This is a genomic window from Variovorax sp. 05L425, from assembly GCF_056397705.1.
The window spans coordinates 12,539-37,008 of record NZ_JBFTNY010000035.1 but is presented as its reverse complement, the minus strand read 5'-3'; the positions used below and the strand labels follow the sequence as shown (position 1 = coordinate 37,008).

General features: G+C 64.3%; 25 protein-coding genes. 23 read left to right on the top strand and 2 right to left on the bottom strand.

The genetic code is table 11. The features are described 5' to 3' along the window. Positions 1-24 precede the first annotated feature (24 nt). The 23 genes from fliE to AC1DN9_RS27370 all read left to right on the top strand — a co-directional run bounded on the left by fliE (position 25) and on the right by AC1DN9_RS27370 (position 23,421). Entirely contained in the window at positions 25-348 is a 324-nt protein-coding gene (gene fliE / locus AC1DN9_RS27480; RefSeq protein ID WP_478105210.1) for a flagellar hook-basal body complex protein FliE, read from the top strand. 147 nt (positions 349-495) lie between these two features. After that, positions 496-2,028, top strand: coding sequence for a flagellin N-terminal helical domain-containing protein (locus AC1DN9_RS27475; RefSeq protein ID WP_478105208.1), 1,533 nt, complete (start codon positions 496-498; stop codon positions 2,026-2,028). A 111-nt stretch (positions 2,029-2,139) separates the two neighbouring features. Further along, positions 2,140-3,591, top strand: a complete 1,452-nt coding sequence (gene fliD, locus AC1DN9_RS27470) for a flagellar filament capping protein FliD (protein WP_478105206.1) — start codon at positions 2,140-2,142, stop codon at positions 3,589-3,591. 22 nt (positions 3,592-3,613) lie between these two features. Further along, a complete protein-coding gene (fliS, locus tag AC1DN9_RS27465) occupies positions 3,614-4,039 on the top strand; it encodes a flagellar export chaperone FliS (protein WP_478105205.1) in 426 nt (141 codons plus the stop codon). Between the two features lie 35 nt (positions 4,040-4,074). After that, positions 4,075-4,407: a flagellar protein FliT gene (locus AC1DN9_RS27460; RefSeq protein WP_478105203.1), complete on the top strand. Its 333-nt coding sequence runs from the start codon at positions 4,075-4,077 to the stop codon at positions 4,405-4,407. Between the two features lie 15 nt (positions 4,408-4,422). Then, a complete protein-coding gene (fliK, locus tag AC1DN9_RS27455) occupies positions 4,423-5,367 on the top strand; it encodes a flagellar hook-length control protein FliK (protein ID WP_478105201.1) in 945 nt (314 codons plus the stop codon). Next, positions 5,364-5,657: an EscU/YscU/HrcU family type III secretion system export apparatus switch protein gene (locus AC1DN9_RS27450; protein ID WP_478105199.1), complete on the top strand. Its 294-nt coding sequence runs from the start codon at positions 5,364-5,366 to the stop codon at positions 5,655-5,657. Before fliK ends, AC1DN9_RS27450 begins: the two co-directional genes overlap by 4 nt. Positions 5,658-5,975: 318 nt before the next feature. Then, positions 5,976-6,329, top strand: a complete 354-nt coding sequence (gene flhD, locus AC1DN9_RS27445) for a flagellar transcriptional regulator FlhD (protein WP_478105198.1) — start codon at positions 5,976-5,978, stop codon at positions 6,327-6,329. Then, positions 6,326-6,955, top strand: coding sequence for a flagellar transcriptional regulator FlhC (flhC, locus tag AC1DN9_RS27440; protein WP_478105197.1), 630 nt, complete (start codon positions 6,326-6,328; stop codon positions 6,953-6,955). The genes flhD and flhC overlap by 4 nt, the downstream gene beginning before the upstream one ends. Positions 6,956-7,017: 62 nt before the next feature. Continuing rightward, on the top strand, positions 7,018-7,878 hold the full coding sequence (motA, locus tag AC1DN9_RS27435) for a flagellar motor stator protein MotA (RefSeq protein ID WP_478105195.1): 861 nt from the start codon (positions 7,018-7,020) through the stop codon (positions 7,876-7,878). Positions 7,879-7,897: 19 nt separating this feature from the next. Next, positions 7,898-8,827, top strand: coding sequence for a flagellar motor protein MotB (gene motB, locus AC1DN9_RS27430; protein WP_478105193.1), 930 nt, complete (start codon positions 7,898-7,900; stop codon positions 8,825-8,827). Between the two features lie 14 nt (positions 8,828-8,841). Then, a complete protein-coding gene (gene cheA / locus AC1DN9_RS27425) occupies positions 8,842-10,854 on the top strand; it encodes a chemotaxis protein CheA (RefSeq protein WP_478105191.1) in 2,013 nt (670 codons plus the stop codon). A gap of 84 nt (positions 10,855-10,938) precedes the next feature. Beyond that, positions 10,939-12,285 (top strand): EAL and HDOD domain-containing protein, encoded by a 1,347-nt coding sequence (locus tag AC1DN9_RS27420; RefSeq protein WP_478105189.1) that lies wholly within the window; start codon positions 10,939-10,941, stop codon positions 12,283-12,285. Positions 12,286-12,381: 96 nt separating this feature from the next. Further along, positions 12,382-13,215, top strand: coding sequence for a CheR family methyltransferase (locus AC1DN9_RS27415; RefSeq protein WP_478105187.1), 834 nt, complete (start codon positions 12,382-12,384; stop codon positions 13,213-13,215). Beyond that, positions 13,212-13,871: a chemoreceptor glutamine deamidase CheD gene (cheD, locus tag AC1DN9_RS27410; RefSeq protein ID WP_478105185.1), complete on the top strand. Its 660-nt coding sequence runs from the start codon at positions 13,212-13,214 to the stop codon at positions 13,869-13,871. The genes AC1DN9_RS27415 and cheD overlap by 4 nt, the downstream gene beginning before the upstream one ends. A 56-nt stretch (positions 13,872-13,927) precedes the next feature. Further along, entirely contained in the window at positions 13,928-14,953 is a 1,026-nt protein-coding gene (locus AC1DN9_RS27405) for a protein-glutamate methylesterase/protein-glutamine glutaminase (protein ID WP_478105232.1), read from the top strand. 31 nt (positions 14,954-14,984) lie between these two features. Then, positions 14,985-15,371: a chemotaxis response regulator CheY gene (gene cheY / locus AC1DN9_RS27400; RefSeq protein WP_478105231.1), complete on the top strand. Its 387-nt coding sequence runs from the start codon at positions 14,985-14,987 to the stop codon at positions 15,369-15,371. A gap of 10 nt (positions 15,372-15,381) precedes the next feature. Beyond that, complete coding sequence (gene cheZ, locus AC1DN9_RS27395; RefSeq protein WP_478105184.1) at positions 15,382-16,023, top strand: protein phosphatase CheZ; 642 nt, start codon at positions 15,382-15,384, stop codon at positions 16,021-16,023. Between the two features lie 80 nt (positions 16,024-16,103). After that, a complete protein-coding gene (flhB, locus tag AC1DN9_RS27390) occupies positions 16,104-17,246 on the top strand; it encodes a flagellar biosynthesis protein FlhB (protein ID WP_478105182.1) in 1,143 nt (380 codons plus the stop codon). Next, positions 17,243-19,336: a flagellar biosynthesis protein FlhA gene (gene flhA / locus AC1DN9_RS27385; RefSeq protein ID WP_478105181.1), complete on the top strand. Its 2,094-nt coding sequence runs from the start codon at positions 17,243-17,245 to the stop codon at positions 19,334-19,336. Before flhB ends, flhA begins: the two co-directional genes overlap by 4 nt. Continuing rightward, positions 19,333-21,789, top strand: coding sequence for a flagellar biosynthesis protein FlhF (gene flhF, locus AC1DN9_RS27380; protein ID WP_478105180.1), 2,457 nt, complete (start codon positions 19,333-19,335; stop codon positions 21,787-21,789). The genes flhA and flhF overlap by 4 nt, the downstream gene beginning before the upstream one ends. Positions 21,790-21,799: 10 nt before the next feature. Beyond that, a complete protein-coding gene (locus tag AC1DN9_RS27375) occupies positions 21,800-22,651 on the top strand; it encodes a MinD/ParA family ATP-binding protein (protein ID WP_478105178.1) in 852 nt (283 codons plus the stop codon). A 35-nt stretch (positions 22,652-22,686) separates the two neighbouring features. Next, on the top strand, positions 22,687-23,421 hold the full coding sequence (locus AC1DN9_RS27370; protein ID WP_478105177.1) for an RNA polymerase sigma factor FliA: 735 nt from the start codon (positions 22,687-22,689) through the stop codon (positions 23,419-23,421). Between the two features lie 19 nt (positions 23,422-23,440). On the opposite strand, the gene AC1DN9_RS27365 is transcribed toward AC1DN9_RS27370, so the two are convergent. After that, the gene (locus AC1DN9_RS27365) at positions 23,441-23,821 is read right to left on the bottom strand and encodes a ribbon-helix-helix domain-containing protein (RefSeq protein WP_478105175.1); all 381 of its coding nucleotides are present in this window, start codon (positions 23,819-23,821) and stop codon (positions 23,441-23,443) included. A 65-nt stretch (positions 23,822-23,886) separates the two neighbouring features. Beyond that, complete coding sequence (locus AC1DN9_RS27360; RefSeq protein WP_478105174.1) at positions 23,887-24,465, bottom strand: DJ-1/PfpI family protein; 579 nt, start codon at positions 24,463-24,465, stop codon at positions 23,887-23,889. Positions 24,466-24,470 lie beyond the last annotated feature (5 nt).

Sequence of the window (24,470 nt, the reverse complement as noted above, 5' to 3'; positions counted from 1 at the left end):
AAGCCCTCAAGAGAAAGATCTCCCATGTCCATCGCCGCCATCGAGTCCGTCTTGCAACAGATGCGGGTCACCGCGCTGCAGGCGGACTGTGTTCCGACCACGTCCGCCGCCGCCTCCGTCGAGACGGGGGGGTTCGCCGCCGAACTCAAGCGTTCGCTGGACAACATCAGCGGCGCGCAGACGCAGGCCTACGGCCAGGCCGAGGCTTTCGAACTCGGCAAGCCGGGCATTGCGCTCAACGACGTGATGGTCGACTTGCAGAAGGCCAACGTCGCCTTCCAGACCGGCTTGCAGGTGCGCAACCGGCTGGTCGCTGCCTATCAGGAAGTGATGAATCTGCCCGCCTGATTTGTCGGCGCGCTTTTTTTCGCTCGCACCCTAAAGGTTTGAGAGGCCCGGTCGATAACTCATCCAACGGTGGAATCAAAAGCCTGCAAGGGCAAGAGCCAGCGTTACGGTCCAAGTGCCTTCAACCTTTCTTACTAGGAGTCGAGAATGACGCAAGTCATCAACACCAACTACCTCTCGCTGGTTGCCCAGAACAACCTCAACAAGTCGCAAAGCTCGCTGAATTCGGCGATCGAGCGTTTGTCTTCCGGCATGCGCATCAACAGCGCCAAGGACGACGCTGCCGGCCAGGCCATTGCCAACCGCTTCACCGCGAACGTCAAGGGTCTCACGCAAGCCGCCCGCAACGCCAACGACGGCATCTCGCTCGCTCAGACGACCGAAGGTTCGTTGAACGAAATCAACAACAACCTGCAGCGCGTCCGCGAACTGTCGGTGCAGGCCGCCAACGGCACGAACTCGGACAGCGACCTGTCCTCGATCCAGGCTGAAATCAAGCAGCGCCTCGACGAAATCGACCGCGTGTCGGCACAGACGAACTTCAACGGCGTGAACGTTCTCGCCAGCGACTCGAAGCTGAGCATCCAGGTTGGCGCCAACGACGGCGAAACCATCGACATCGACCTGAAGAAGATCACGTCCGCCACGCTCGGCCTGGGCAACCTCGACCTCACGAAGAAGTCGGTCGACCTGTCGACCGTGGCAACCGCTGCAACGACCACGCTGGTTCCGGCATCGTCCGCACCGACCAGTTTCGACCTGACGGCCGACGACACCAACGCCACCCCTGGCCCGTCGCAAGTCTTCGTCAGCGACACCGACCCGAGCCAGCAATGGGTCTCTGACGGCACCAACTACTACGCGGTAAGCGGCTACAACAACACGACCGGCGAGTTGGAATACGACTCGAGCACGGGTTCGACCACCGCACCGGCCGGTGCTACGCAAGTCACGTCGGGCAATCTGGCCGAAGGCACGGTCACCATCGACGTTGCCAACGTCAAGTTCAAGGACACGAACACCGCAGCGGCGCCGACGTTCTACGTGGACAGCTCCGGCAGCATGTACGCATCGACGGATGGCGGTACGACCTACTACTCTGCCAGCCTCGACATGACCAACGGCAAGGTCACGTACGACAGCAGCAGTGCCGCCGTGACGCCGGCCGCCAGCGTGTCCGTGGTCCAGAAGACCTCGGAAGTCCCGAACTCGACGCCCGCAGTCACGGCCGACCTGTCCGGCCTGAGCGCGACTTCGGTCGGCACCAACCTCTCGCTGCACAAGGTCACCAACGCCGACGGCACCGACGGCGGCTACGTGGTCAAGGGCACGAAGAACGGCAGCGACGTCTACTACAAGGCCGACGTCGACAGCACGGGCAAGGTGACGGTGAGCGACCAGCTCAACCCCGATCCGCTCGCTTCGATCGATGCGGCACTGTCTGACGTCGACACGCTCCGCAGCCAACTGGGTGCCGTGCAGAACCGCTTCGAATCGACCATCACGAACCTGAACAACACGACCAACAACCTGTCGGCCGCCCGTTCGCGTATCGAAGATGCCGACTACGCAGTGGAAGTGTCGAACATGACCCGCGCACAGATCCTGCAGCAAGCCGGTACCTCCGTGCTGGCCCAGGCGAACCAGACCACGCAAGGCGTGCTCTCGCTGCTGCGTTAATCAGTGCGGCGCGGGCGTGGGGCTTCGGCCGCATGCCCGCGCTTTTCCCTGCGGCTTGCCTGGTGGGCAGGCTGCAGAGAAAAGCGAAGAACAGAAAGAAGAGAAAGCAGCATGACCACTTCCATCAGCAGCCTGGGCGTCGGCTCCGGCCTCGACCTCTCGAGCCTTCTGACCCAACTCCAGACCGCGGAGAACCAGCCACTGCAGGACATCCAGACGCAGGCGACCAGCTACACCAGCAAGCTGTCGGCCTACGCGCAGATCCAGAGCGCCCTGAACACGCTCAAGACCGCCGGGGACAAGCTCGCAGACCCGACGCTCTTCAGCACGGTGAAGGCATCGGTGGGCAGCACCGACGTGCTTTCCGCCGTCACGGCGAGCAATGCCGTCGCGGGCAACTACGCCATCAACGTCTCGCAATTGGCGCAGTCGCAGTCGCTGGTTTCGACGGGACAGGCGAATTCGAAGACGGCGATTGGAAGCGGCACGATCACCATCCAGTTCGGATCGATCAGCGGCGGCTCGCTCGACACCACGACCGGCCAATACACCGGCGCCACCTTCGACGCGGATGCGAGCCGCACTGCCTTGTCGGTCACCGTCGGCGCCGGCTCCAATACGCTCGAAGGCATTCGCGATGCGATCAACAAGGCAAATGCCGGCGTCACCGCCAGCGTGGTGAACGACGGCAGCGGCACGCCGTTCCGCCTGGTGCTCACCTCGATCCAGTCGGGCGCATCGTCGAGCATGAAGATCTCTGTCGACGGTGACAGCGCGCTGCAAGGCCTGCTGGGCTACGACCCTGCAGGCACGCAATCGCTGCGGCAGACCGCGGCTGCGCAGGACGCCAAGCTCAACGTCAACGGCATCGACGTGGTCAGCGCGAGCAACAACGTTGCGGAGGCGATCCAGGGCACCACGCTGTCGCTGACGAAGGTCGGGACTACCAGCCTGAGCATGACGACGGACACCTCGGTCGTGAGCTCCGCGGTCAATGCGTTCGTCAATGCCTACAACACCCTGCAGAGCACCGCGACGAATCTCTCGGCCTACAACGCCGACACCAAGACCGGCGCGGCGCTGACGGGCGACCAGACCTTGCGCAACCTGCTGGCGCGAGTGCGCCAGACGCTGACCACGCCGCAGGGCGGCGGCCCGAACGACATGAAGGTGTTGTCCGAGGTCGGCATCTCGTTCCAGAAGGACGGCACGCTGGCGCTGGATGCGGCCAAGCTCAGCAGCGCCATGACCAGGAACATGAATGGCGTCGCCGCCCTGTTCTCGAGCGCGAGCAACAGCACCGCGGGCTACGGCAAGCAGATCAGCGCGCTCGTCACGGACCTGACCTCGACCCAGGGCGCGCTGACTGCCGCCACCGACGGCGTGAACTCCACGCTGGACGATCTCAGCAAGCAATACAACGACATGCAGGACCGCGTCAACGCGACGATGGACCGCTATCGGACGCAGTTCACGCAGCTCGACGTGCTCGTCAGCAGCATGAACAACACCATGACCTACCTCAAGCAGCAGTTCGATGCGATGAGCAGCAGCAGCAAGTAGCCCGGATCGCGAGGAGACGACCATGTACACCCCCCACAGCTTCAGGACGGGCGCGAATGCCTATGCGCGCGTCGGTGTCGAATCCGGCGCGATGAGCGCGTCGCCGCATCAGCTGATCTGCATGCTGTTCGACGGCGCGCGCACGGCGATCGGCATGGCGCGACATCACCTTGCGGCCAACGACATCGCGGCCAAGGGCAAGGCGATCTCCAATGCCGTCAACATCGTCGACAACGGACTGAAGGCGAGCCTCGACGCCGAGGCAGCGGGCCCGGCCGGTGCCGAGCTGGTGCGCAATCTCTCTTCGCTCTACGACTACATCGTCCTGCGGCTGCTCCACGCCAACCTGCGCAACGACGCCACGGCGCTCGACGAAGCCGATGGCTTGCTCGACAACATCGCATCGGCCTGGCGCGAGATCGATACCGGTCCCGCCTTGACGGCCTGACATGCACGAGACCCAACGAATCCACAAGGGAAGAAATGGCTACCAGGAGTGAAGTCGTGCATTGCTACAGCCAACTGGCCTCGAGCGTGTCGCTCATGGCCGAACTGGCGCGCGCGAAGGAATGGGGGCGGCTTCCTGCGTTGGAAGCCCAATGCGCGGTGATTGTCGACCGGCTGAAGGTTCTTCAGCCGCTGGAGACGCTCGATCCGACGCAGTTCGAAGAGACGCGGCGGCTCATCGAAAGCATCCGTGCCGACCAGGAGGAAGTGTGCGCGCTGGTCAAGCCGCAGATCGTGCAACTGATCGAGCGCATGAGCTTGCTGAGCCAGCAGCGCAGCCTCGGCAAGGCCTACGGCCCTGCGCACTGACCCGGTGAAATCGCCATGATCGGACTGTCCGGATTGATCGATTCCCTGCTGACCGCGAAGTCTTCGCCGCGGCCGGACGTGCTCGCGATCAAGGGTGAGACCGAGATCGGCGCGCCCGGTCCGGTGCTCGGCGTGGGCAGGGTCGACAACGACGTGCGGCTGCCGTCCAACGCGGCGCTCGACAGGTTGATTCCCGCTGGCAACACGGGTGTGCCACATCTGGAAGGTGGGCCGGGATCGGTGCAGGCGGAGCTCTCCGCCGCGGCGCGCGTCATCAGCGCCGTGCTGGCGGATCTTCATGGCGATGCCGGTCCCGTGCGCGGCCCGGCGCCCGCATGGCCTTCGGTGCAGACGCCGTCCGTAGCCGTGCTCGCAAGCACGCTTTCGCAGACGGTATCGGACAGCGGACTCTTCTATGAATCGCATCTGATCGAGTTCGCCGGCGGAACTCGCACGATCGAGCAGATGGCGCGCGAGCCGCAAGCGCAGTGGACACCGTTGATTTCGCCGAGCGCGGCCGACAGTGCGCCCGCGCCGCAGTGGCAGGGCGACCGATCGCCTGCTGCCGAGGTGATCCATCCACAAGCCGTGACGCTGGTGCACCAGCAACTCGATCTGCTGGCCACGGCCGTCTTCAGATGGAATGGACAGGCCTGGCCGGGCGTATCGATGGATTGGTCGATCCATCAGGAGATCGACGAACGCGAAGGTCGCGGTGCCACCGAAGAGGCGGAAGCGCCTCGACCATGGTCGACCACGGTATCGCTCGACTTGCCCCGGCTGGGTTCGGTGGACCTCCGCCTGAGCCTCGCCGGTCCGAGCGTGCAGGCACGACTGAAAGCGCGCGAAGCATCGACGATCTCGCGCTTGCGTGCCGACAGCGGCGAACTCTCGCTGCGTCTGCAGACAGCGGGGCTGCGCCTGCAGGAATTTCGTGTCGATGCGATGGAGCAGCCATGAACCTCCCTGCGGACGAACGTCAAGGCGCGGTCGCGCTGTCCCGCGCGGATCCCTCGAAGGCGCCGGTCGTCGTGGCCAAGGGCTACGGCGTGGTGGCGGAATCGATCATGCGAGAGGCGAAGGCCAACGGGCTGTACGTCCATTCGTCGCCGGACCTGGTCAAGCTGCTCATGCAAGTGAACCTCGACCGGCAGATCCCGCCGCAGCTCTACCTCGCCGTGGCCGAGATCATGGTCTGGATCCATGGTCTCGAACGTGTCGCGGGCGCCCCGGCAGGGCGTTTGGCATGAAATATTTCACACTATTTATTTTGAATTGATACTTTTAGTTTCATGAAAATGAAAATTCATTGAATCGGGATTCTCAATTCGGATGTCATTTCGAGCACAGATCGGATTGTTAATACTTTATTAATACTTTTAATTGAACGACTCCGGATGTTTGACTGTATGAAATTTACTTACATCGTGCAGTGCAACGGTTTCGCTTCCAAGAGGTTCCTGACGGGCCTGTCAGAAAAGTCTCACTTTCCGAGATGACTGTCTGACATGTGTTAAAGATGTTAAATTTTGTGTTTAGACTACATACTGAATCAAACGGAGTGCAGAGTGGAATTGGAAAATGACAGCGGCGTGACGAATGGCGAGATCTCGAAGGAGATCGGCGACATCAATCTCGCTTATATGCTGCTTGCACAGAAACTTGCCAAGCAAGATCGTGCGGCTGCAATGTATAGATTGGGTGTTGGTCGTGAGCTCGCGGATTTGTTGGCCAATATGTCGCTCACGCAAATCGTCAAATTGGCGGCTTCGAATTTCTTGCTTTGCAGCTTTCGCCTCGACGACCATCCCATGTTTGCGGTCTTCGGAGAGGGCAAGGACACGACGCTGCAGCAGGCGCACATGTCGATCCTCATGGCCGCGCGTCAAATGCAGGCGCGTGAAGCGGACGCATTGGCATGACAAAAAAGAGCGTTCTCGGCGAGGTTCGCCAGGTTCAATTGGCAATTGAGCTCATCGAGCTCGGCGCCCGCCTTCAATTCCTGGAGGCGGAAGTCGGACTCAGTCGTGAGCGCTTGATAAGGCTCTACAAGGAATTGAAGGGTGTTTCGCCACCCAAGGGCCTTTTGCCGTTTTCAACGGACTGGTACATGACCTGGCTGGCCAATATCCACTCGTCCATGTTCTACAACATGTATCGCTTCATGCTGGTCGAAGCCAATGAAAGCGAACTCCAGGCATTGATCAAGAGTTATCGCCTTTATCTGGAGCAAATCGAGGCGCACGGCGGCGAAGTTGTGCTGGATTTCACGCGCGCCTACACCATGGTGCGTTTTTTCGACAGCGACATGCTCCAGTTGAGCACGTGCAGCCGGTGCGGCGGTCAATTCGTCGCCCACGCGCACGACAACAAGCGCGGTTACGTATGCGTTCTCTGCCGGCCGCCTTCGCGCGCGGGCAAGGCGCGCGGCCCGAGGCGCATCGAGGCGGATCACGAAGCGCGTTCCATTTCCCAGGCTCCCGACGCGTCGATCCCCGAGGTGGTCGAACCCGTCCTCGCGGCCGCCACGGGGACCGGCGCCCACTGAACAGTTCCTGGTCCGGGATCCAAGCTTTTTTGATTTGACGCCTGAGGGCAAAGGGGACGCGTGTGCTCGTGCTGGTTGGTTATCTGGTGGTCCTCGGGGCCGTGTTCGGGGGCTACGGCATCATGGGCGGGCATTTCGGCGTCCTGTTCCAGCCGGTCGAGTTGCTGATGATCGGCGGCTCCGCGCTCGGTGCCTTCATCGCGGGCAACAACGGCAAGGTCATCAAGGCGACCATGAAGGAACTGCCCTTGCTGTTGCGCTCGTCCAAGCACAACCGGCAGCTCTACATGGACTTGCTCGCGCTCCTGTATGAGCTGCTCGCCAAGGCGCGCAAGGAAGGGATGATGCGGCTGGAGACCGACGTCGAGAGCCCCGGCGAAAGCGAGATCTTCAATCGCTATCCATCGATCATGGCCGACGCCGGCGTGATGGAGTTCCTCTGCGACTACCTGCGCCTGGTCATCAGCGGCAACACCGACGCCTTCGAGATCGAAGCGCTGATGGACCATGAAATCGAAACCATCCGCCACGAAGCCGAAGTGCCTTCGCACAGTCTCGCGCGCGTGGCCGATGCGTTGCCTGCGCTGGGCATCGTCGCGGCGGTGCTCGGCGTGGTGCATGCGCTCGGTTCGGCCAACCTGCCGCCTTCGGAGATGGGCGCGCTGATTGCGCACGCGATGGTCGGTACCTTCCTCGGCGTGCTGCTGGCCTACGGCTTCGTGACGCCGCTGGCGACCGTCATCGACCAGAAGGTGGAGGAGGGCATGAAGGTCTACCAGTGCGCGAAGGTCACGCTGCTCGCGAGCCTGAACGGCTATGCACCGCAACTGGCCGTGGAGTTCGGGCGCAAGGTGCTCTTCTCGACCGAGCGTCCTTCCTTCATCGAGCTGGACGACCACGTCCGCGAAGTGAAGGCGCGTTGAGCGCCGGGGCCGACACAGCATGAGCGCAGACAAGAACCGCATCGTCATCAAGCGTGTCGCCGCAGCCGGCGGCGGCGGCCATCACGGCGGCGGCTGGAAGATCGCCTATGCCGACTTCATGACGGCCATGATGGCCTTCTTCCTTGTCATGTGGCTCTTGTCCATTTCGTCGCCCAAGCAGCGCGAGGGCATCGCCGAGCACTTCCGCATGCCCTTGAAGGTCGCGCTGGCCGGCGGCGAGAAGAGCAGCCTGAGCACGAGCATGATTCCCGGCGGCGGCGCCGACATCGTGCAGACGGAAGGCGAAGTGAAGCTCTCCGACGCCGAGCGGGAAGAGATGGAAGACGCCGCGCGCTTGGCCGACATGAAGAAGCGGCTGGATTCCCTTATCGAGAACAGCCCGGTGTTCAAGCAGTTCCGTTCGCAGATCCTGATCGACATCACGACAGAAGGCCTTCGCCTGCAGATCGTCGACAGCGAGAAGCGCCCGATGTTCGATCTCGCCAGTGCACGCGTGGTGCCGCACATGCGCGCGATCCTGCGAGAGCTGGGGCCCACGCTCAACGACCTGCCGAACAAGATCACGCTGTCGGGCCATACCGATTCGATCGTCTACACCAACGGCGACAAGGCGTACGGCAACTGGGAGTTGTCCGCCGATCGCGCCAACGCATCGCGCCGCGAACTGGTGACCGGCGGCATGACCGAGGGCAAGGTCCTTCGCGTCGTCGGCTTGGCCGACAGCATGCATCTGGACAACGCGGATCCGCGCAATCCGATCAATCGGCGCATCAGCATCATCCTGCTCAACCGGCAGACACAGGAGCGCATCGAACGCGAGAACAGCGGCGAAGTCGCCACGACCCGGGCCGGCACGTCGCTGTCCGCGGATGCCGGCAGCGACAACATGAAGTCGACGTCCTTCAAGCCTTCGGCCCCGACGCAATAACAGCGAACATCAAGATGGACCTCAGTCAGTTTTCCCAAGCATTCTTTGTCGAAGCGATCGAGCTTCTGGCGCAGATGGAGCAGTTGCTCCTCGAAATCGACGTGGCGGCGCCGGACAGCGAGCAACTCAACGCCATCTTTCGCGCGGCCCATTCGATCAAGGGCGGCGCGGCCACCTTTGGCTTCGCCGCGCTGACCGAAACAACGCACTTGCTGGAGAACCTCCTGGACCGGGCACGCCATGGCCAACTGCGCCTGAGCGGTCCGATGATCGATGCCTTTTTGGAAACGAAGGACGCCTTGCTGGAACAACTCAACGCCTACCAGGCGGGCAAAGAGCCCGAGCCTGCGAGAGTCGCGCAAATCTGTGCGGTGCTTCAGCAGCTTGCGCTGGAAAACGGCAACGGCAATGACAAGGCCGTCGCCGCATCCATATCCGCGCCGGCGCCTGCGCCGGTTGCTGCGCCTGCCGGTGCACCAGGCACCTTGCGCATCTGCCTGTCGCGCCTGTCGGAGAGCGAATGCGACCTGCTGGCCGACGAGTTGAGCAACCTCGGCAAGGTCGTGTCGCGCACGCGTGCCAACGACCTGTTGACCGTGATGCTCGAAACGACGTGCGAGCCGGACGACATCGTCGCGGTGTGCTGCTTCGTCATCGACGAATCGCAGATCGACATCGCACGCGAGCCCGCCGGCGCCGCTCCTGTGCTTGTGCCGGTCGTGGCGCAACCTTTCGAGATTGCCAAGCCGCAGGCGCCTGCGGCCGCGCCGGCGGCCGCGGCACAGGCCGCCGCACCGGGCGCCAAGGAATCGAGCTCGATCCGCGTGGACGTCGAGAAGGTCGACCAACTCATCAATCTCGTGGGCGAACTCGTCATCACGCAATCGATGCTCACGCAGGCGGCCACGATGCTGGACCCGGTGGCGTACGAGCGCTTCCTGAGCGGCCTCGGACATCTGGAACGCAACGCGCGCGACCTCCAGGAATCGGTCATGTCCATCCGCATGATGCCGATGGACTATGTATTCAGCCGGTTCCCGCGCGTGATCCGCGATGTCAGCGCCAAGCTCGGCAAGCAGGTCCGGCTGGACACCTTCGGCAAGGAGACGGAGCTCGACAAGGGACTGATCGAACGCATCGTCGACCCGCTCACGCACCTGGTGCGCAACAGCCTCGACCACGGCATCGAGACGCCCGACATCCGGCTCGCCAAGGGCAAGGAGGCGACGGGCCAACTGCTGCTGTCCGCGCAGCATCACGGCGGCAACATCGTGATCGAGGTGAGCGATGACGGTGCCGGGCTGAACCGCGAGAAGATTCTCGCCAAGGCCATGCAACAGGGCCTGGCCGTGAACGAGTCGATGCCGGACGAGGAAGTCTGGCAATTGATCTTCGCGCCCGGCTTCTCGACGGCGGAGCAGATCACCGACATCTCCGGGCGCGGCGTCGGCATGGACGTGGTCAAGCGCAACATCCAGGAGATGGGCGGACACGTGGAAATCCACTCGCGCGGCGGACACGGCACCACGACGCGCATCGTGCTGCCGCTGACGCTGGCGATCCTCAACGGCATGTCCGTCAAGGTCGGCAACGAGGCCTACATCCTGCCTTTGAGCTATGTGATCGAGTCGCTGCAGCCGCTGCCGGAGCACCTGCATTCGATCACCAGCGACGGCCATGTCATCAAGGTGCGCGGCGAATACCTGCCGCTGATCGAACTGCACCGCGTGTTCGACGTGACTGGCGCGCAGGTGAACCCGACGCAGGGCATCCTCGTCATCGTGCAGGCCGACGACGCGCGCTTCGCGTTGCTGGTCGACGAACTGCTCGGCCAGCACCAGGTCGTGGTGAAGAACCTGGAGACCAACTACCGCAAGGTTCCCGGCATTTCCGCGGCGACCATCCTCGGCGACGGCAGCGTGGCTTTCATCATCGACGTCGCAGCGATGCCGCGCATCCAGCGCGCGCAAGCAGCGGGCGCGGCAGCGCTGGCCGGTGCTTCGAGGATGACGGCGATCGCGGCTTGAGCCTCTTCGACATCCACATGCATTGCCCCGGCCATCCTGTTGCGACGGGGTGCTTGATTCGAGCTTCTGACGGAGATCCCCGCAATGCGCTTTGATTTTTTCCGCCGTTCGACACCGATGGCTGACACGGTCGTTCCCGACTCCGCAGTGCGCCCGACCGATGAACCTGTCCAGCGGGACGCCGACGATGCGCTGCAGCCGTCCGAGGCCGACGGCTATGTGAGCTACACCCTGCAGCTTGACGCGCGGATGCGCGTCAAGGGCTATCGCTTCGGCTGGCGCGTTGTCGCTGGTGGGGCGGACGCATCCAACACCTCGGCGCAGTTCAGGGCGCTGCTTTCGTGCATCTCGAAGCACCTCATTTCCGCCAATGGCGGATGGCGCCTTGGGCAGTTGACCGCGTATTTCGATGTCACCGTCGATGCGCTCTTCCTGAACGAGCTCCAGAGCCTTCCATCCGAGAACGTGGTCCTTTGCATGGACATCGAGGACATGGCGGATGCCGATACGCGCTCGATGCTTCTCTTCCTGCGTGAGCAGGGCTTCGGGTTCATGCTGCGCGATGCGCACGGGTTGCCGCAGGAGCCGGAGTTGCTGGAAATCATCACGCACCTCGACGTGGGGGCAGGCGACCCGGCGCTGATCGCCCGTATCCGCGACGCCGAACAGCCGGGTCGCCCGCCCATGCAGCTGCTCGCCACACGCATGCGGAGATGGGAAGACTTCGACGCCCTCGCCGCCCAGCGCGTGGATGTCATCGTCGACGGCATGCAGGCCCGCCCGCCCGTGGAACCGACCAGCGACACGCTGCAGCCGGAGTCGGTGCTGATCGTGCGGCTCATGCAGATGCTTCAGCGCAACGAGAACGTGCGCTCGATCGAGTCGGCGCTGAAGCGCGACGCGGCACTGACCTACCGCCTGCTGCGCCACATCAATTCGCCGGCCATCGGCGCGGGTGTGGAGATCACGTCCTTGCGTCACGCGGTCGCGATGCTCGGCTACTCGCCGCTTTTCCGGTGGCTGTCGCTGCTGCTCGCCACCAGCAACAAGGCCAGCTCGCCGTTCATGATGAAGAAGGCCATCCTGCGTGGGCGCTTCGTCGAACTGATGGGGCAGGGCATGCTGCCGCCCAGCGAGTCCGACAACCTGTTCGTGGTCGGCATGCTTTCGCTCATCGACCAGTTGCTGGGCATCCCGATGGCGGAAGTGCTGGCCAAGGTTCAGCTGGCCGAATCGGTGCAGCAGGCGATTCTCTCCCGCGGGGGAGTCTACGCGCCGTTCCTCGCACTCGTCGAGGCCTGCGAGACGGATGGCGACGAGGCGGCGCGCCGCGCCGAGGCACTGTTCGTGAGTGCCGGCCAGGTCAATGCGGCGCATCTTGCCGCAATGGTCTGGTCGCACGAGGCAAGCGCACTGGACAGCGTCGATTGAGCGCACGTCGCGATATGCGCCGCAATTGCCCCGTTGATCGACCCATTGCAACGGGAACCCGCTATGTACATTGAAAGCCATGCACAGACATCGGCCGTGAACACTGAATTTCTTTTCACCGATAGCGACTTCTCGAAGATCAGGACGCTCATCCATCGCCGCGCAGGTATCGCGCTCGGCGAGCAGAAGCGGCAGATGGTCTACAGCCGCCTCTCGCGTCGTCTGCGAGAACTTCAACTCGCGGGGTTCTCGTCGTATCTCGACCTGCTGGAATCTCGCCAGGACGGTGAGGAATGGCAGTCGTTCATCAATTCGCTGACGACTAACCTGACCTCCTTCTTTCGCGAGGCGCATCACTTTCCGGTGCTGGCCGAACATGTGCGCAAGGTTCAGCAGCCTGTCACCGTCTGGTGCTCGGCAGCGTCGACCGGCGAGGAACCCTATTCGATCGCGATCACGCTGATCGAAGCACTTGGCGAACGCGCGGGTTCGGCGAAGGTGATCGCGACCGACATCGACACGGCCGTGCTCGCGAAGGCTTCCGCCGGCGTGTTCACCAATGAGCAGGTCGCACGGCTGTCGCCTGAACGCCTGCGGCGCTTCTTCAACAAGGGCACCGGATCGAACGCCGGCAAGGTGCGCATCCGTCCCGAAGTGGCGGCGATGGTGAAGTTGTCGCGGCTCAACCTGCTTGACCCGTCCTGGTCGGTGAAGGAGCCGGTGGACGCGATCTTCTGCCGCAACGTGATGATCTACTTCGACAAGCCGACGCAGAAGAAGGTGCTGGACCGCTTCGCGCCGCTGCTGAAGCCAGGTGGCTTGCTGTTTGCCGGTCACTCCGAGAACGCCTCGCTTGTGAACCAGACCTTCAAACCGCTCGGCCATACCGTGTATGAACTCGCGCGGGGCAGCGCCAAGGGGCCTCCATGAGTGCCGTGCCGGGCGCGGTGGCGACCCATCACTACTTCGATCGCGACGTCGGCGAGATGGCGGTGAAGCTGCTGCCGTCGGAGTACTACGTGACCACGACCGACACCGTGCTCACGACCGTGCTGGGTTCCTGCGTGTCGGCCTGCATCGTCGACATCGACAACGGCGTCGCGGGCATGAACCATTTCATGCTGCCCGAGGATGGCGAGGCCACGGCGCGGGACCAGACCGAATCGATGCGCTACGGGGCCTACGCGATGGATGTGCTCATTCGCGAGCTCATCCGCTCGGGTGCACGCCGCGACCGCCTGCAGGCCAAGGTGTTCGGCGGCGCCGCGGTGCTCGCGAACATGACCACGCTCAACATTGGCGACCGCAACGCGGACTTCGTGCTGCGCTACTTGAACGCCGAGCGCATCAGCGTCGCCGCGCAGGACTTGCGCGGACAGCACGCGCGCCGCGTGTGCTTCATGCCGGCCAGCGGCAAGGCGGTGGTGCGAAAGCTTCGCGGGCAAGCCGGCGTGCGGCTCGTTCAGAAAGAGGAAGGCGAGCTTCTCCGCAAGCTGGGCGCGCCTCGCGCGGGCGTCATCCCTTACAGATCCAACAATGCCACGGCCGAGGCGATGTCCGTGGTCAAGAACAAAGGAAGCTGGTGAGCGCGAACAAGATCAAGGTGCTGTGCGTCGACGATTCGGCGCTGATACGCAGCGTGATGACCGAAATCATCAACAGCCAGCCCGACATGGTCGTCGTCGGCACCGCGGCCGATCCGCTGGTGGCTCGCGACCTCATCAAGGTGACGAACCCCGATGTGTTGACGCTGGACGTCGAGATGCCGCGCATGGACGGTCTCGAATTCCTCGACAAGCTCATGCGCCTGCGGCCGATGCCTGTGGTCATGGTGTCCTCGCTGACCGAGCGCGGCTCGGAGATCGCGCTGCGCGCGCTGGAACTGGGCGCCATCGATTTCGTCACCAAGCCGCGTCTCGGCGTGCGCGACGGGTTGCTCAACTACACCGAGCTGATCACCGGAAAGATCCGGACGGCCTCCGCCGCGCGCCTGCTGCCTGCACGTCACAGCGGATCGGCGAAATCGACGGCCGAGGCGCCCCAGGAGGCGCCGCTGCGCAGCCCGCTGCTGAGCACCGAGAAGCTGATCATCATCGGCGCCTCGACCGGTGGCACCGAGGCGATCCGCGAGGTGCTGCAGCCGTTGCCGCCGGACTGCCCGGCCGTGCTCATCGCACAGCACATGCCGGCGGGATTCACGCGTTCCTTCGCGCAGCGGCTGGACGGCCTCTGCCGCATCACCGTCAAGGAAGCGGAGCACGGCGAGCGTGTGCTGCCGGGCTATGCATACATCGCGCCCGGCGCATTCCATCTTTCGCTTGCTCGCAGCGGCGCGAACTACGTCGCGCATCTCGACCAGGAGCCGCCGGTGAATCGCCATCGGCCGTCGATCGACGTGCTGTTCGACTCGGCCGCCAGGCACGCGGGCAAGAACGCCATTGGAATGATCCTCACGGGCATGGGCAAGGACGGCGCCGAAGGCTTGCTGCGAATGAAGCGGGCCGGCGCCTACACCCTGGCACAGGACGAGGCGAGCTGTGTCGTCTTCGGCATGCCGAAGGAGGCGATCGCATTGGGCGCGGCTGACGAAGTCGCGCCGCTGGGAGAGATGAGCCGGCGCGTGCTGGCCCATCTGCGCACCTTCGGTGCGCGAACGAATCGGGTTTGAAAAACGAACTGTTGGAGTGAGAGAAATCGTGATCGACAAGAGCATCAAAATTTTGGTTGTGGACGACTTCCCGACCATGCGCCGCATCGTGCGCAACCTTCTGAAGGAACTCGAGTTCCTCAACGTCGACGAAGCGGAAGACGGCGCGGCCGGCATCGAGAAGTTGCGCGGCGGCAATTTCGGTTTCGTCGTCTCGGACTGGAACATGCCCAACATGGACGGCCTGACAATGCTGCAGACCATCCGCGCCGATCCCGATCTGGCCAAGTTGCCGGTGTTGATGGTCACGGCGGAGGCCAAGAAGGAAAACATCGTTGCAGCAGCGCAGGCTGGTGCAAATGGCTATGTCGTCAAGCCTTTTACCGCCGCCACCCTCGAAGAAAAGATCACCAAGATCTTCGAGAAACTTAACAAGTAAGGGGCATGCCATGAACCCAAACCCCTCCGACACCGAACAGGGGAACACCGCCGAAGAGTTGCTGGGCCGCATCGGGCAATTGACGCGTCAGTTGCGTGAAGGCATGCGCGAACTGGGCCTCGACAAGCAGGTGGAAAAAGCTGCCCAGGCCATTCCCGGCGCACGGGACCGGCTGAACTACGTGGCCGAGACCACCGAGCGCGCGGCGCATCGTGCGCTCAACGCCATCGACGTCGCGCAACCGCTCCAGGAAGGCCTCGCGAACGATGCGAAGGGGCTGAGCAAGCGCTGGGACGAGTGGTTCGCGAATCCGATCGAACTGGACTACGCCCGCGAGCTGGTGATGGACACCCGCGACTACCTGCAGGATGTGCCGCAGAAGGCCGGCGCGATCAACACGCAGCTCATAGAGATCCTCATGGCGCAGGACTTTCAGGATCTGACCGGGCAGGTCATCAAGAAGATGATGGAAGTGGTCAACGAGGTCGAAACGCAACTCCTGCAGGTGCTGATCGACAACTCGCCGGCCGAGAAACGCCAGGAAATCAGCAGCAGCAACCTGCTGAACGGGCCACAGATCACACCGGGCAACCCCGATGCCGTGACCGATCAGTCGCAGGTCGACGACCTGCTTGAGAGCCTCGGTTTCTGACCACTTGATTCGCAGAGAAGGAGGGCGATAGCACGCTTGATCGGGCGATTGTTCCGGCCCCTTGAATCGAATAATCAGCCATGGCTGAGGAAAGCGATCTCGAAAAAACGGAACCTGCTTCTGCGCGACGCCTGGAGAAGGCGCGCGAAGAAGGCAACGTGGCCCGCTCGCGCGAGCTGACCACACTGGTCATGCTGGGCACCGCCATCGGCGGCCTGTGGTTCACGGCAGCGTCTCTCGGGGGCACCCTCGACGCCGCGCTGCGAAAGGGCCTGCACTTCGAACGTGACGCGGTGTTCGACCCGTCCCAGATGATGTTGCGGACCGGGGCGATGGCGCTCCAGACGCTGCTGGCGCTGGCCCCGCTCTTCGCGATGATGGTGGTGGCCGCGGTGGTCGCGCCGATGTTGCTTGGCGGTTGGCTGTTCTCGGGCAAGGCGGTCTCGCCCAACTTCGGCAAGCTCGATCCGTTCGCCGGCATCGTGCGCATGTTCTCCACGCAATCGCTCGTCGAGTTGACCAAGGCGCTGGCCAAGTCGGCGCTGATCGGCGGCGTGGCGTACCTGGTCATCTCCCGCAACATCGACGGCGTGATGCAGCTGATGGCGCTGCCGGTGAGTGCCGCGCTGCCGCAGACCATCATGTTCGTCGGGCGCAACTGCGCATTGATTGCGGCCGCGCTCCTGCTTGTGGCGCTGATCGATGTGCCCTGGCAGCTGTGGACCTACTACCGCAAGCTGCGCATGTCGCGCGAAGACCTTCGCCAGGAACACAAGGAGAGCGAGGGCGATCCGCACATCAAGGCGCAGATCCGCCGCCAGCAGCAGGCGATGGCGCGGCGCCGGATGATGTCCGAGGTGCCGAAGGCCGACATCGTGGTGACGAACCCGACGCACTTCGCGGTCGCGCTCAAGTATGTCGACAGCGATATGCGCGCGCCGCGCGTGGTGGCCAAAGGGACCGACCAGGTGGCGCTGCGCATCCGCGAGATCGCCGCGGCGAACAAGGTCGCGATCCTCGAGGCGCCGCCGCTCACTCGGGCGCTCTACAAGCACACGAAGCTCGGCGACGAGATCCCGTCGGGCCTCTACACGGCGGTGGCCGAGGTGCTTGCATGGGTCTACCAGCTCAAGCGCTGGAAGGACGAAGGCGGCGAAGCGCCGCGCACGCCCAAGGACCTGCCGATTCCCGAATCACTCGAATACACGCTGAAGGCCGCATGAACTCCATGGCAAACCTCATGCGTCTGCCGACGCAATTGTTCTCCGGCAACCAGTTCAAGGGACTGGCGGGGCCGATTCTCATCATCATGATCCTGAGCATGATGGTGCTGCCGCTGCCGGCCTTCCTGCTGGATCTGCTGTTCACCTTCAACATTGCGATGTCCGTGATGGTGCTGCTGGTCAGCATGTACACGATGAAGGCGCTCGACTTTGCTGCCTTCCCCGCCGTGCTGCTGTTCTCGACGCTGTTGCGGCTGTCGCTCAATGTGGCTTCCACCCGCGTGGTGCTGATGCATGGTCACACCGGGCCGGATGCGGCGGGCAAGGTCATCGAGGCGTTCGGGCACTTCCTGGTCGGCGGCAACTTCGCGGTCGGCGTGATGGTCTTCATCATCCTGGTGCTCATCAACTTCATGGTGATCACCAAGGGCGCAGGCCGTATTGCCGAGGTCGGCGCGCGCTTCATGCTCGATGCGATGCCGGGCAAGCAGATGGCCATCGACGCCGACCTGAATGCCGGCCTGATCGGCGAAGATGTCGCACGCAAGCGCCGCACCGAGGTCGCGCAGGAAGCCGACTTCTACGGCTCGATGGACGGTGCGAGCAAGTTCGTGCGCGGTGATGCCGTTGCGGGCCTGCTGATCATGGTCATCAACATCATCGGCGGCCTCGTGGTCGGCGTCGTCCAGCATGGCCTGGATTTCTCGACCGCCGGCACGACCTACACGCTGCTCGCGATCGGCGACGGGCTCGTCGCGCAGATTCCGGCACTGGTGATCTCCACTGCGGCCGGTGTGATCGTGTCGCGCGTCACGACCGATGAAGACGTGGGCCGCCAGCTGACCGGCCAGCTCTTCTCCAATCCGCAAGTGCTCTTCCTGACGGCCGGCATCATCGGCCTGATGGGGATGATCCCCGGCATGCCGAATCTGGCCTTCCTGCTGATCGCCGGAGGCCTCGCCTGGGCAGGCCGGCGCGTGCTCCTTCGCAAACCGGTGCAGACGGCGCAGCAGGTCGCGGCCGCGCAGGCCGCCGTGGTGCCATCGACCGAAACGACCGAGGCCACATGGGACGACATCGCGCTGGTCGATCCGCTGGGCATGGAAGTCGGCTACCGCCTGATCCCGCTGGTGGACCAGTCGCAGCACGGCGAACTGCTCGGCCGCATCAAGAGCATCCGCAAGAAGATCGCGCAGGAGATCGGCTTCCTGGTGCCGGTGGTCCACATCCGCGACAACCTGGAGATCAAGCCCAACAGCTATGTCATCAGCCTGAAGGGTGTGGAGATCGGACGGGGCGAGGCCTTCCCCAATCAGTGGATGGCGATCAATCCGGGGCAGGTCACCGGCACCTTGACCGGCACCGTGACGCAGGACCCGGCCTTCGGCCTGCCCGCGGTGTGGATCGACGGCAATCTCCGGCAGCAGGCGCAGATCTACGGCTACACGGTGGTCGATGCCTGCACGGTGATGGCGACGCACCTGAATCACCTGATCCAGACCCACGCCGCCGAGTTGCTTGGCCGCCAGGAAGTGCAGCAGTTGATCGACCAGATCGCCAAGACGGCGCCCAAGCTCACCGAGGACCTTGTGCCGAAGGTCGTGTCGCTGAGCACGCTGCACAAGGTGCTGCAGAACCTGCTCGACGAGGAAGTGTCGATCCGCGACATGCGCACCATCCTCGACGTGATGGCCGAGCACGCGCCGACCGTGAAGGATGCGACCGAACTCACGACGCTGACGCGCCTTGCGCTCGGCCGCGCCATCGTGCAGCAACTGTTCCCGGGCGATACGGAATTGCAGGTCATCGGACTCGACGGCTCGCTCGACGGCGTGCTGCAGCAGGCCATGACCAGCAGCAGCGGCATCGAGCCGGGTCTCGCCGACAACCTGCTGCGCCAGACGCAGGCCGCCATCGCACGACAGGAGCAGATGGGCCTCGCGCCGGTGCTCGTGGCTCAACACGGCCTGCGCGTGCTGCTGTCTCGTTTCCTGCGGCGCAGCCTGCCGCAACTCAAGGTGCTCTCCCATGCGGAGATCCCTGACGCTCGCAATATCAAGATCACCGCCACCATTGGAGGAAGAGGTTGAGTATTTCCACAGACGTGCGGGCCACGGCTCGCAAATTCGTTGCCGCGACCAGTCGCGAAGCATTGCGCCTGGTGCGCGAAGCCCTCGGCGCCGAGGCCATCGTGCTGAGCAACCGTGCGTTGCCCGACGGCGTCGAGATCGTGGCCATGGCCGAAGGCGAAGTCGCGCAGGCGCTTGAAAGCGTGGCGCCCATGGTGGCCGCGAAGGCGCCGGTGCCTGTCGTGCCCGACACGCCGGCTCAGCCGGTTGCGGCGATCACGGCCGTTGCCTCCGCCGTGACTGCGGCGACGGCGAAGTCCGAACCGCAACCTGCCACTGTCCACACCGACGTCGTTCTCAACGAACTGCATTCGATGCGCGGCATGCTCGAAGAGCAGCTTGCGAGCGTCGTCTGGAACGACAAGCAGCGCCAGGACCCGGTGCGCGGCCGCCTGCTGCGCACGCTGCTCGGCGCCGGCTTCAGCGCACGGCTGTCGAAGGCCATGCTGGAGAAGCTGCCCACGGGCCAGACCTACGCGCAAGGCATGACTTTCGCACGTGCCGAGTTGATTCGCGCGGTGCCCGTGTTCGAGGATGAGGATGCCCTTTTGGCGCAAGGCGGCGTCTATGCGCTGATGGGGCCCACCGGCGTCGGCAAGACCACGACGACGGCCAAGCTGGCGGCACGCTGCGTGATGCGCTTCGGCGCCGACAAGCTCGCGCTGGTCACCACCGACAGCTACCGGATCGGCGCCTACGAGCAACTGCGCATCTACGGCCAGATCCTCAACGTGCCGGTGTACGGCGTGAAGGATGCCGCCGACCTGCACCTGGTGCTGCAGGATCTGCGCGACAAGCACATGGTGCTCATCGACACGGTCGGCATGAGCCAGCGCGACCGCGCCGTCTCGGACCAGATCGCGATGCTGTGCAACAGCCATCGCCCGGTCAAGCGGCTGCTGCTGTTGAATGCGACCAGCCACGGCGACACGCTCAATGAAGTGGTGCACGCCTATCGCCACGGCGGCAGCAACGAGTTGGCGGGCTGCATCTTCACCAAGGTCGACGAAGCCACGCATCCCGGCGCGCTCATCGACACCGTGATCCGCCATCGGCTGCCGGTGCACTACATCTCCAGCGGCCAGAAGGTGCCGGAAAACCTGATGCCCGCTGATCGCGCGCAACTGGTGGACAGCGTGTTCCAGCCTCGCCGGCACAACCCGTTGTTCGTGCCCGCGGAGATCGACATGCAGGACGAGCCTTCGGGCGTCGCGCCGTCGGCACAGGTCGTGCAGGCACGGGCGGAGGCCGACCGGCTCCGCGTGCAATACCAGAACCTCATTCGTGCCATGGCACACGACGCGCAGGAACTGGCGACCGTGGCCGGCGCGCTCGCGGGCGCACCGATCGGCTTCGAGGCCGCGCGCCGCTTCTGGCGTAACGCGGGCGACGAGAACATCGGGCACAAGGCCGTGCTGCAGGATCTGATGGTGCACGCCCGCGGCGAGGTCGCGGGCGGCTGCGACAAGCATGTGCTCGCGTTGAGCGGACAGGTCGGCCTCCGCTCGAACGAAGGCGGCGACGCCTACGAGTGCCAGAGCAGTCTCCTGCTGTCGGACCGCAGCGGCCAGCCGCTTTCGGCGCCGAACCAATGGCTGGCGACGGCGGCTGTCCGAGGCGGCGCAGACACTCGACGCAAGCCCGGTACGCGGCAAGTGCAATGGCTGCGCCAGCAGGACCTCGGCAAGTCGGTCGTGCACATGCTGCCCCGGCTACCCGCCGTCGAGATCATCGCCGAGTGGCAGGCGCAAGGACAGAAATGGCTCGCGCGCGCACCGGGTTCGACCGGTGTGATCGATCCGCAGACCGGTGCGTCGAGCACGCTGGCGCGCGTCGAATACGCGTTCGGCGAGGCGAGGGTGGTCATGTTCCGTGGCAAGGCCGCGATGCAGTGCGAAGCCCATGCGGAAGTGCAGCTTCGCGTAGGCCCGGACAAGTCCGCGCCGCCGACGCTGCGCTGCGTGGTGACGCGCATGACCGACGCACACGGGCACAAGATCATTGCGCAGAGTTACGTGCTGACGAACGTCGGCATGCAGGTTCCGGCGCGGCAACTCGCGCAATGGCAGGCATGGGCCGCCGATGCGGATCCGTGCTTCCGCCTGCTCCGCCAGGGCGTGCAACTGGTGGGCGGCATCGGCGAACTGGGCGACCCCGACATGATGAAGCGGCTGCTGATCGCCGGCCAGGTCAGCACGACGGTCTGGCGTCTGCTGCACGCGAGCGGCGAATGGGCCGACCGCACGCGCGGGCTGCTCAACCAATTGACCGGACGTCCCGTGCGATCGAGCCGGCCTCTCACCGGCAACGCGTTGTATGGGGGCGTGAGCAAGCTCTTTCTGCTGCTGGAGGCGCTGGGCACTGAATCCACCGCGCCGACCCAGCAACCCAGGGCCGCGGAGAAGCAAGATTGAGGAGCGCTGCATGACCAAGCTGGTGACAGATCAGGCGGACGGGCTGCGCCGTCTCTTGTCGCACACGCCCACGCGTGTCATTGCCGTTGCGGGCATGCGTCGCGGCGACGGTGCCACGACGGCGGCCATGAACCTGGGCGCGGCCCTGGTGCATCAAGGCAAGGACGTGCTGCTGATCGATGAACACCGTCCGGCTGCGGATTCCATCGCCGCCCTGTGGGCGGTCGATCCACCCGGCGTGCTGGCCGACGTGGCCGAGCGTCGGCTGACCTGTGCCGGTGCGGCGGCTCGCGCGGCCTGCGGCGTCGACGTGCTCCCCGCGCCGATCGGCATGAGTCATTCCCGGATCGACCCGCGCACACTCTGTCGCGGGGGCGTGGTCCTGATCGATGCGGCATTCGACGACGAGGGACGGCTGTCGACGCTGGTGCAGCGCGCGGACGAACTGGTGCTCGTGCTCCAACCCAACGCCGCTTCCGTCACTACGGCGTATGCGGGCATCAAGAGGCTGCATTACGCGCATGGCCTGAAGCAGTTGCGCTTTCTGGTGAATGGCGCATCGAGCCCCGACGAGGCGCGTACGGTCATGGGCAACCTGGCCAACACCGGCAGCCGCTACCTCGCGGTATCGCTGGAGCCCGCCGGTTGGGTTCGCGCCGATGCGCACCTCGCCGATGCACGGCGGCTGGGCCAGACGGTGGTGGAGGCCTTTGCCGCGAGCCCGGCTGCGGTGGACTTCCGGCGCGTTGCCGGCGACATGAGTCTGTGGCCATGGCGCATGCAGGAGGCATCCACGCGCGAACGCCGCATGGCAAGGCCGGCTGCCGGTGCGCTCCGCGCGACGCGCACAGCCGTCGCCTGAACAGCGAAACCTGAACAACGGAACAAGGATCGGACGTGTACACCGCCCAGGGAACCATCGAGAAGTCCCATCTGCTGGCGCAGCACCAGCCGCTTGTGCGCCGCATCGCGCTGCAGATGATCGCCAAGCTGCCCGCCAGCGTCGAACTCGACGACCTCATTCAGGCCGGCATGATCGGTCTGCTCGATGCGTCGTCCCGCTACCAGGACAACAAGGGGGCGCAGTTCGAGACTTTCGTCAGCCAGCGCATCCGAGGGGCCATGCTCGACGAACTGCGCGCCAGCGACTGGGGATCGCGGGGCCTGCGCCAATCGGCGCGCGGCGTCGAGAAGGCCATCCAGGCGCTGGAGCATCGCCTCGGCCGGCCCCCTACCGAGGGCGAGATCGCACGGGAGTTGAAGATCGACCTGGAGGCCTACCAGTCGCTGCTGCAGGAGATTCAGGGCTGCCAGTTGCTCTACGTCGAAGACTTCGCGAAGGGCGATACAGAGAACCCTTTCATCGACCTGCATGCGCAGGGCGCTCGCCGAGGACAGCGCGACAGCGACGACCCGCTGGAGCAATTGCTCGAAAGCGGATTTCGCCACCAGCTCGTGGAGGCCATCTCTGCACTGCCCGAGCGCGACCAGTTGCTGCTGAATCTCTATTACGAGGAAGAACTCAACCTGCGCGAGATCGGCGCGATCCTCGAGGTGAGCCAGAGCCGCGTCTGCCAGTTGCACAGCCAAGCCATCAGCCGCTTGAGGGCTCGCCTCAAGGAGTTGCTCTGAGGGCGCTGTCCAGGCTGGGTCAAAGCACGGCGCTGCTGCTTCGCGCGGCACGCGCCCAGCCCGCGGGCATGGCATGCAGGACCGCCTGGGCGTCGAGCGACCGGATCGCGACCGATGTGTCTGCCGGGATGCGCCCTTGCGCGACCATCGCTTCATAACGCAACGCGCTGACGCGAAGGAAGGACGCGAAGTTGCCGACTTCGCCGCGTGCCGCGACCAGTTCGTCGTAGAGCTTCTCGATCAGTTGCACGACGCCCATGTCGTCGCGCGCCGCGATCTCCTCCAGCACCTGCCAGAAGAGGTTTTCGAGCCGGATGCTGGTGACAACGCCATGCAGCCGGACCGACCGCGTGCGGCTGTCGTAGCTCTGGGGATCGGCGCTGATGAAAACTTCGCACATGAGACTTCTCCTGTGGCGTGGCAGGTGACGCGACTTGAGACTGTAGCGCCACCTGCGGATTCGGATCAGGTCTCGATGCGCGTCCCGAGCACCTTGAGGAACTGGCTGATCCATGCGGGATGCGCCGGCCAGGCTGGTGCGGTGACGAGATTGCGGTCGGTCACGGCCTGATCGACCGGAATGCCCATGTACTCTGCGCCCGCGAGTTCCACCTCGACCTGGCAGGCGGGGTAGGCCGAGACCTTGCGGCCCTTCAGCAGCCCGGTCGCGGCCAGCAGTTGCGCGCCGTGGCAAACCGCCGCCAGCGGCTTGTCGGCCGCGAGGAAGTGCCGAGCGATCTCGACCACGCGGCTGTTCATGCGCAGGTACTCTGGCGCGCGGCCGCCGGGGATCACCAGCGCGTCGTAGGCTTCGGGCCGCACGTCGGCGAAGTTCGCGTTCAGCGTGAAGCGGTGGCCCGGTTTCTCGCTGTAGGTCTGGGCGCCCTCGAAGTCGTGGATCGCGGTGTAGACCCAATCGCCGGCCTTCTTGTCCGGTGCGACTGCATGGACCGTGTGGCCCACCGCCAGCAGCGCCTGGAACGGCACCATGGTTTCGTAGTCCTCTGCGTAGTCGCCGCAGAGCATCAGGATCTTGCGTGTCATCGTGT

What these genes read in the sequence shown, in the direction of transcription:
- flhB (WP_478105182.1), top strand. Translation starts at nt 16,104, where the DNA reads ATGGCTGAGGAAAGCGATCTCGAAAAAACGGAACCTGCTTCTGCGCGA.
- flhA (WP_478105181.1), top strand. Translation starts at nt 17,243, where the DNA reads ATGAACTCCATGGCAAACCTCATGCGTCTGCCGACGCAATTGTTCTCC.
- AC1DN9_RS27420 (WP_478105189.1), top strand. Translation starts at nt 10,939, where the DNA reads ATGCGCTTTGATTTTTTCCGCCGTTCGACACCGATGGCTGACACGGTC.
- fliS (WP_478105205.1), top strand. Translation starts at nt 3,614, where the DNA reads ATGTACACCCCCCACAGCTTCAGGACGGGCGCGAATGCCTATGCGCGC.
- AC1DN9_RS27475 (WP_478105208.1), top strand. Translation starts at nt 496, where the DNA reads ATGACGCAAGTCATCAACACCAACTACCTCTCGCTGGTTGCCCAGAAC.
- cheA (WP_478105191.1), top strand. Translation starts at nt 8,842, where the DNA reads ATGGACCTCAGTCAGTTTTCCCAAGCATTCTTTGTCGAAGCGATCGAG.
- AC1DN9_RS27460 (WP_478105203.1), top strand. Translation starts at nt 4,075, where the DNA reads ATGGCTACCAGGAGTGAAGTCGTGCATTGCTACAGCCAACTGGCCTCG.
- AC1DN9_RS27450 (WP_478105199.1), top strand. Translation starts at nt 5,364, where the DNA reads ATGAACCTCCCTGCGGACGAACGTCAAGGCGCGGTCGCGCTGTCCCGC.
- fliE (WP_478105210.1), top strand. Translation starts at nt 25, where the DNA reads ATGTCCATCGCCGCCATCGAGTCCGTCTTGCAACAGATGCGGGTCACC.
- flhC (WP_478105197.1), top strand. Translation starts at nt 6,326, where the DNA reads ATGACAAAAAAGAGCGTTCTCGGCGAGGTTCGCCAGGTTCAATTGGCA.
- cheZ (WP_478105184.1), top strand. Translation starts at nt 15,382, where the DNA reads ATGAACCCAAACCCCTCCGACACCGAACAGGGGAACACCGCCGAAGAG.
- fliD (WP_478105206.1), top strand. Translation starts at nt 2,140, where the DNA reads ATGACCACTTCCATCAGCAGCCTGGGCGTCGGCTCCGGCCTCGACCTC.
- cheD (WP_478105185.1), top strand. Translation starts at nt 13,212, where the DNA reads ATGAGTGCCGTGCCGGGCGCGGTGGCGACCCATCACTACTTCGATCGC.
- AC1DN9_RS27360 (WP_478105174.1), bottom strand. Translation starts at nt 24,465, where the DNA reads ATGACACGCAAGATCCTGATGCTCTGCGGCGACTACGCAGAGGACTAC.
- AC1DN9_RS27375 (WP_478105178.1), top strand. Translation starts at nt 21,800, where the DNA reads ATGACCAAGCTGGTGACAGATCAGGCGGACGGGCTGCGCCGTCTCTTG.
- AC1DN9_RS27405 (WP_478105232.1), top strand. Translation starts at nt 13,928, where the DNA reads ATGACCGAAATCATCAACAGCCAGCCCGACATGGTCGTCGTCGGCACC.
- motB (WP_478105193.1), top strand. Translation starts at nt 7,898, where the DNA reads ATGAGCGCAGACAAGAACCGCATCGTCATCAAGCGTGTCGCCGCAGCC.
- fliK (WP_478105201.1), top strand. Translation starts at nt 4,423, where the DNA reads ATGATCGGACTGTCCGGATTGATCGATTCCCTGCTGACCGCGAAGTCT.
- AC1DN9_RS27365 (WP_478105175.1), bottom strand. Translation starts at nt 23,821, where the DNA reads ATGTGCGAAGTTTTCATCAGCGCCGATCCCCAGAGCTACGACAGCCGC.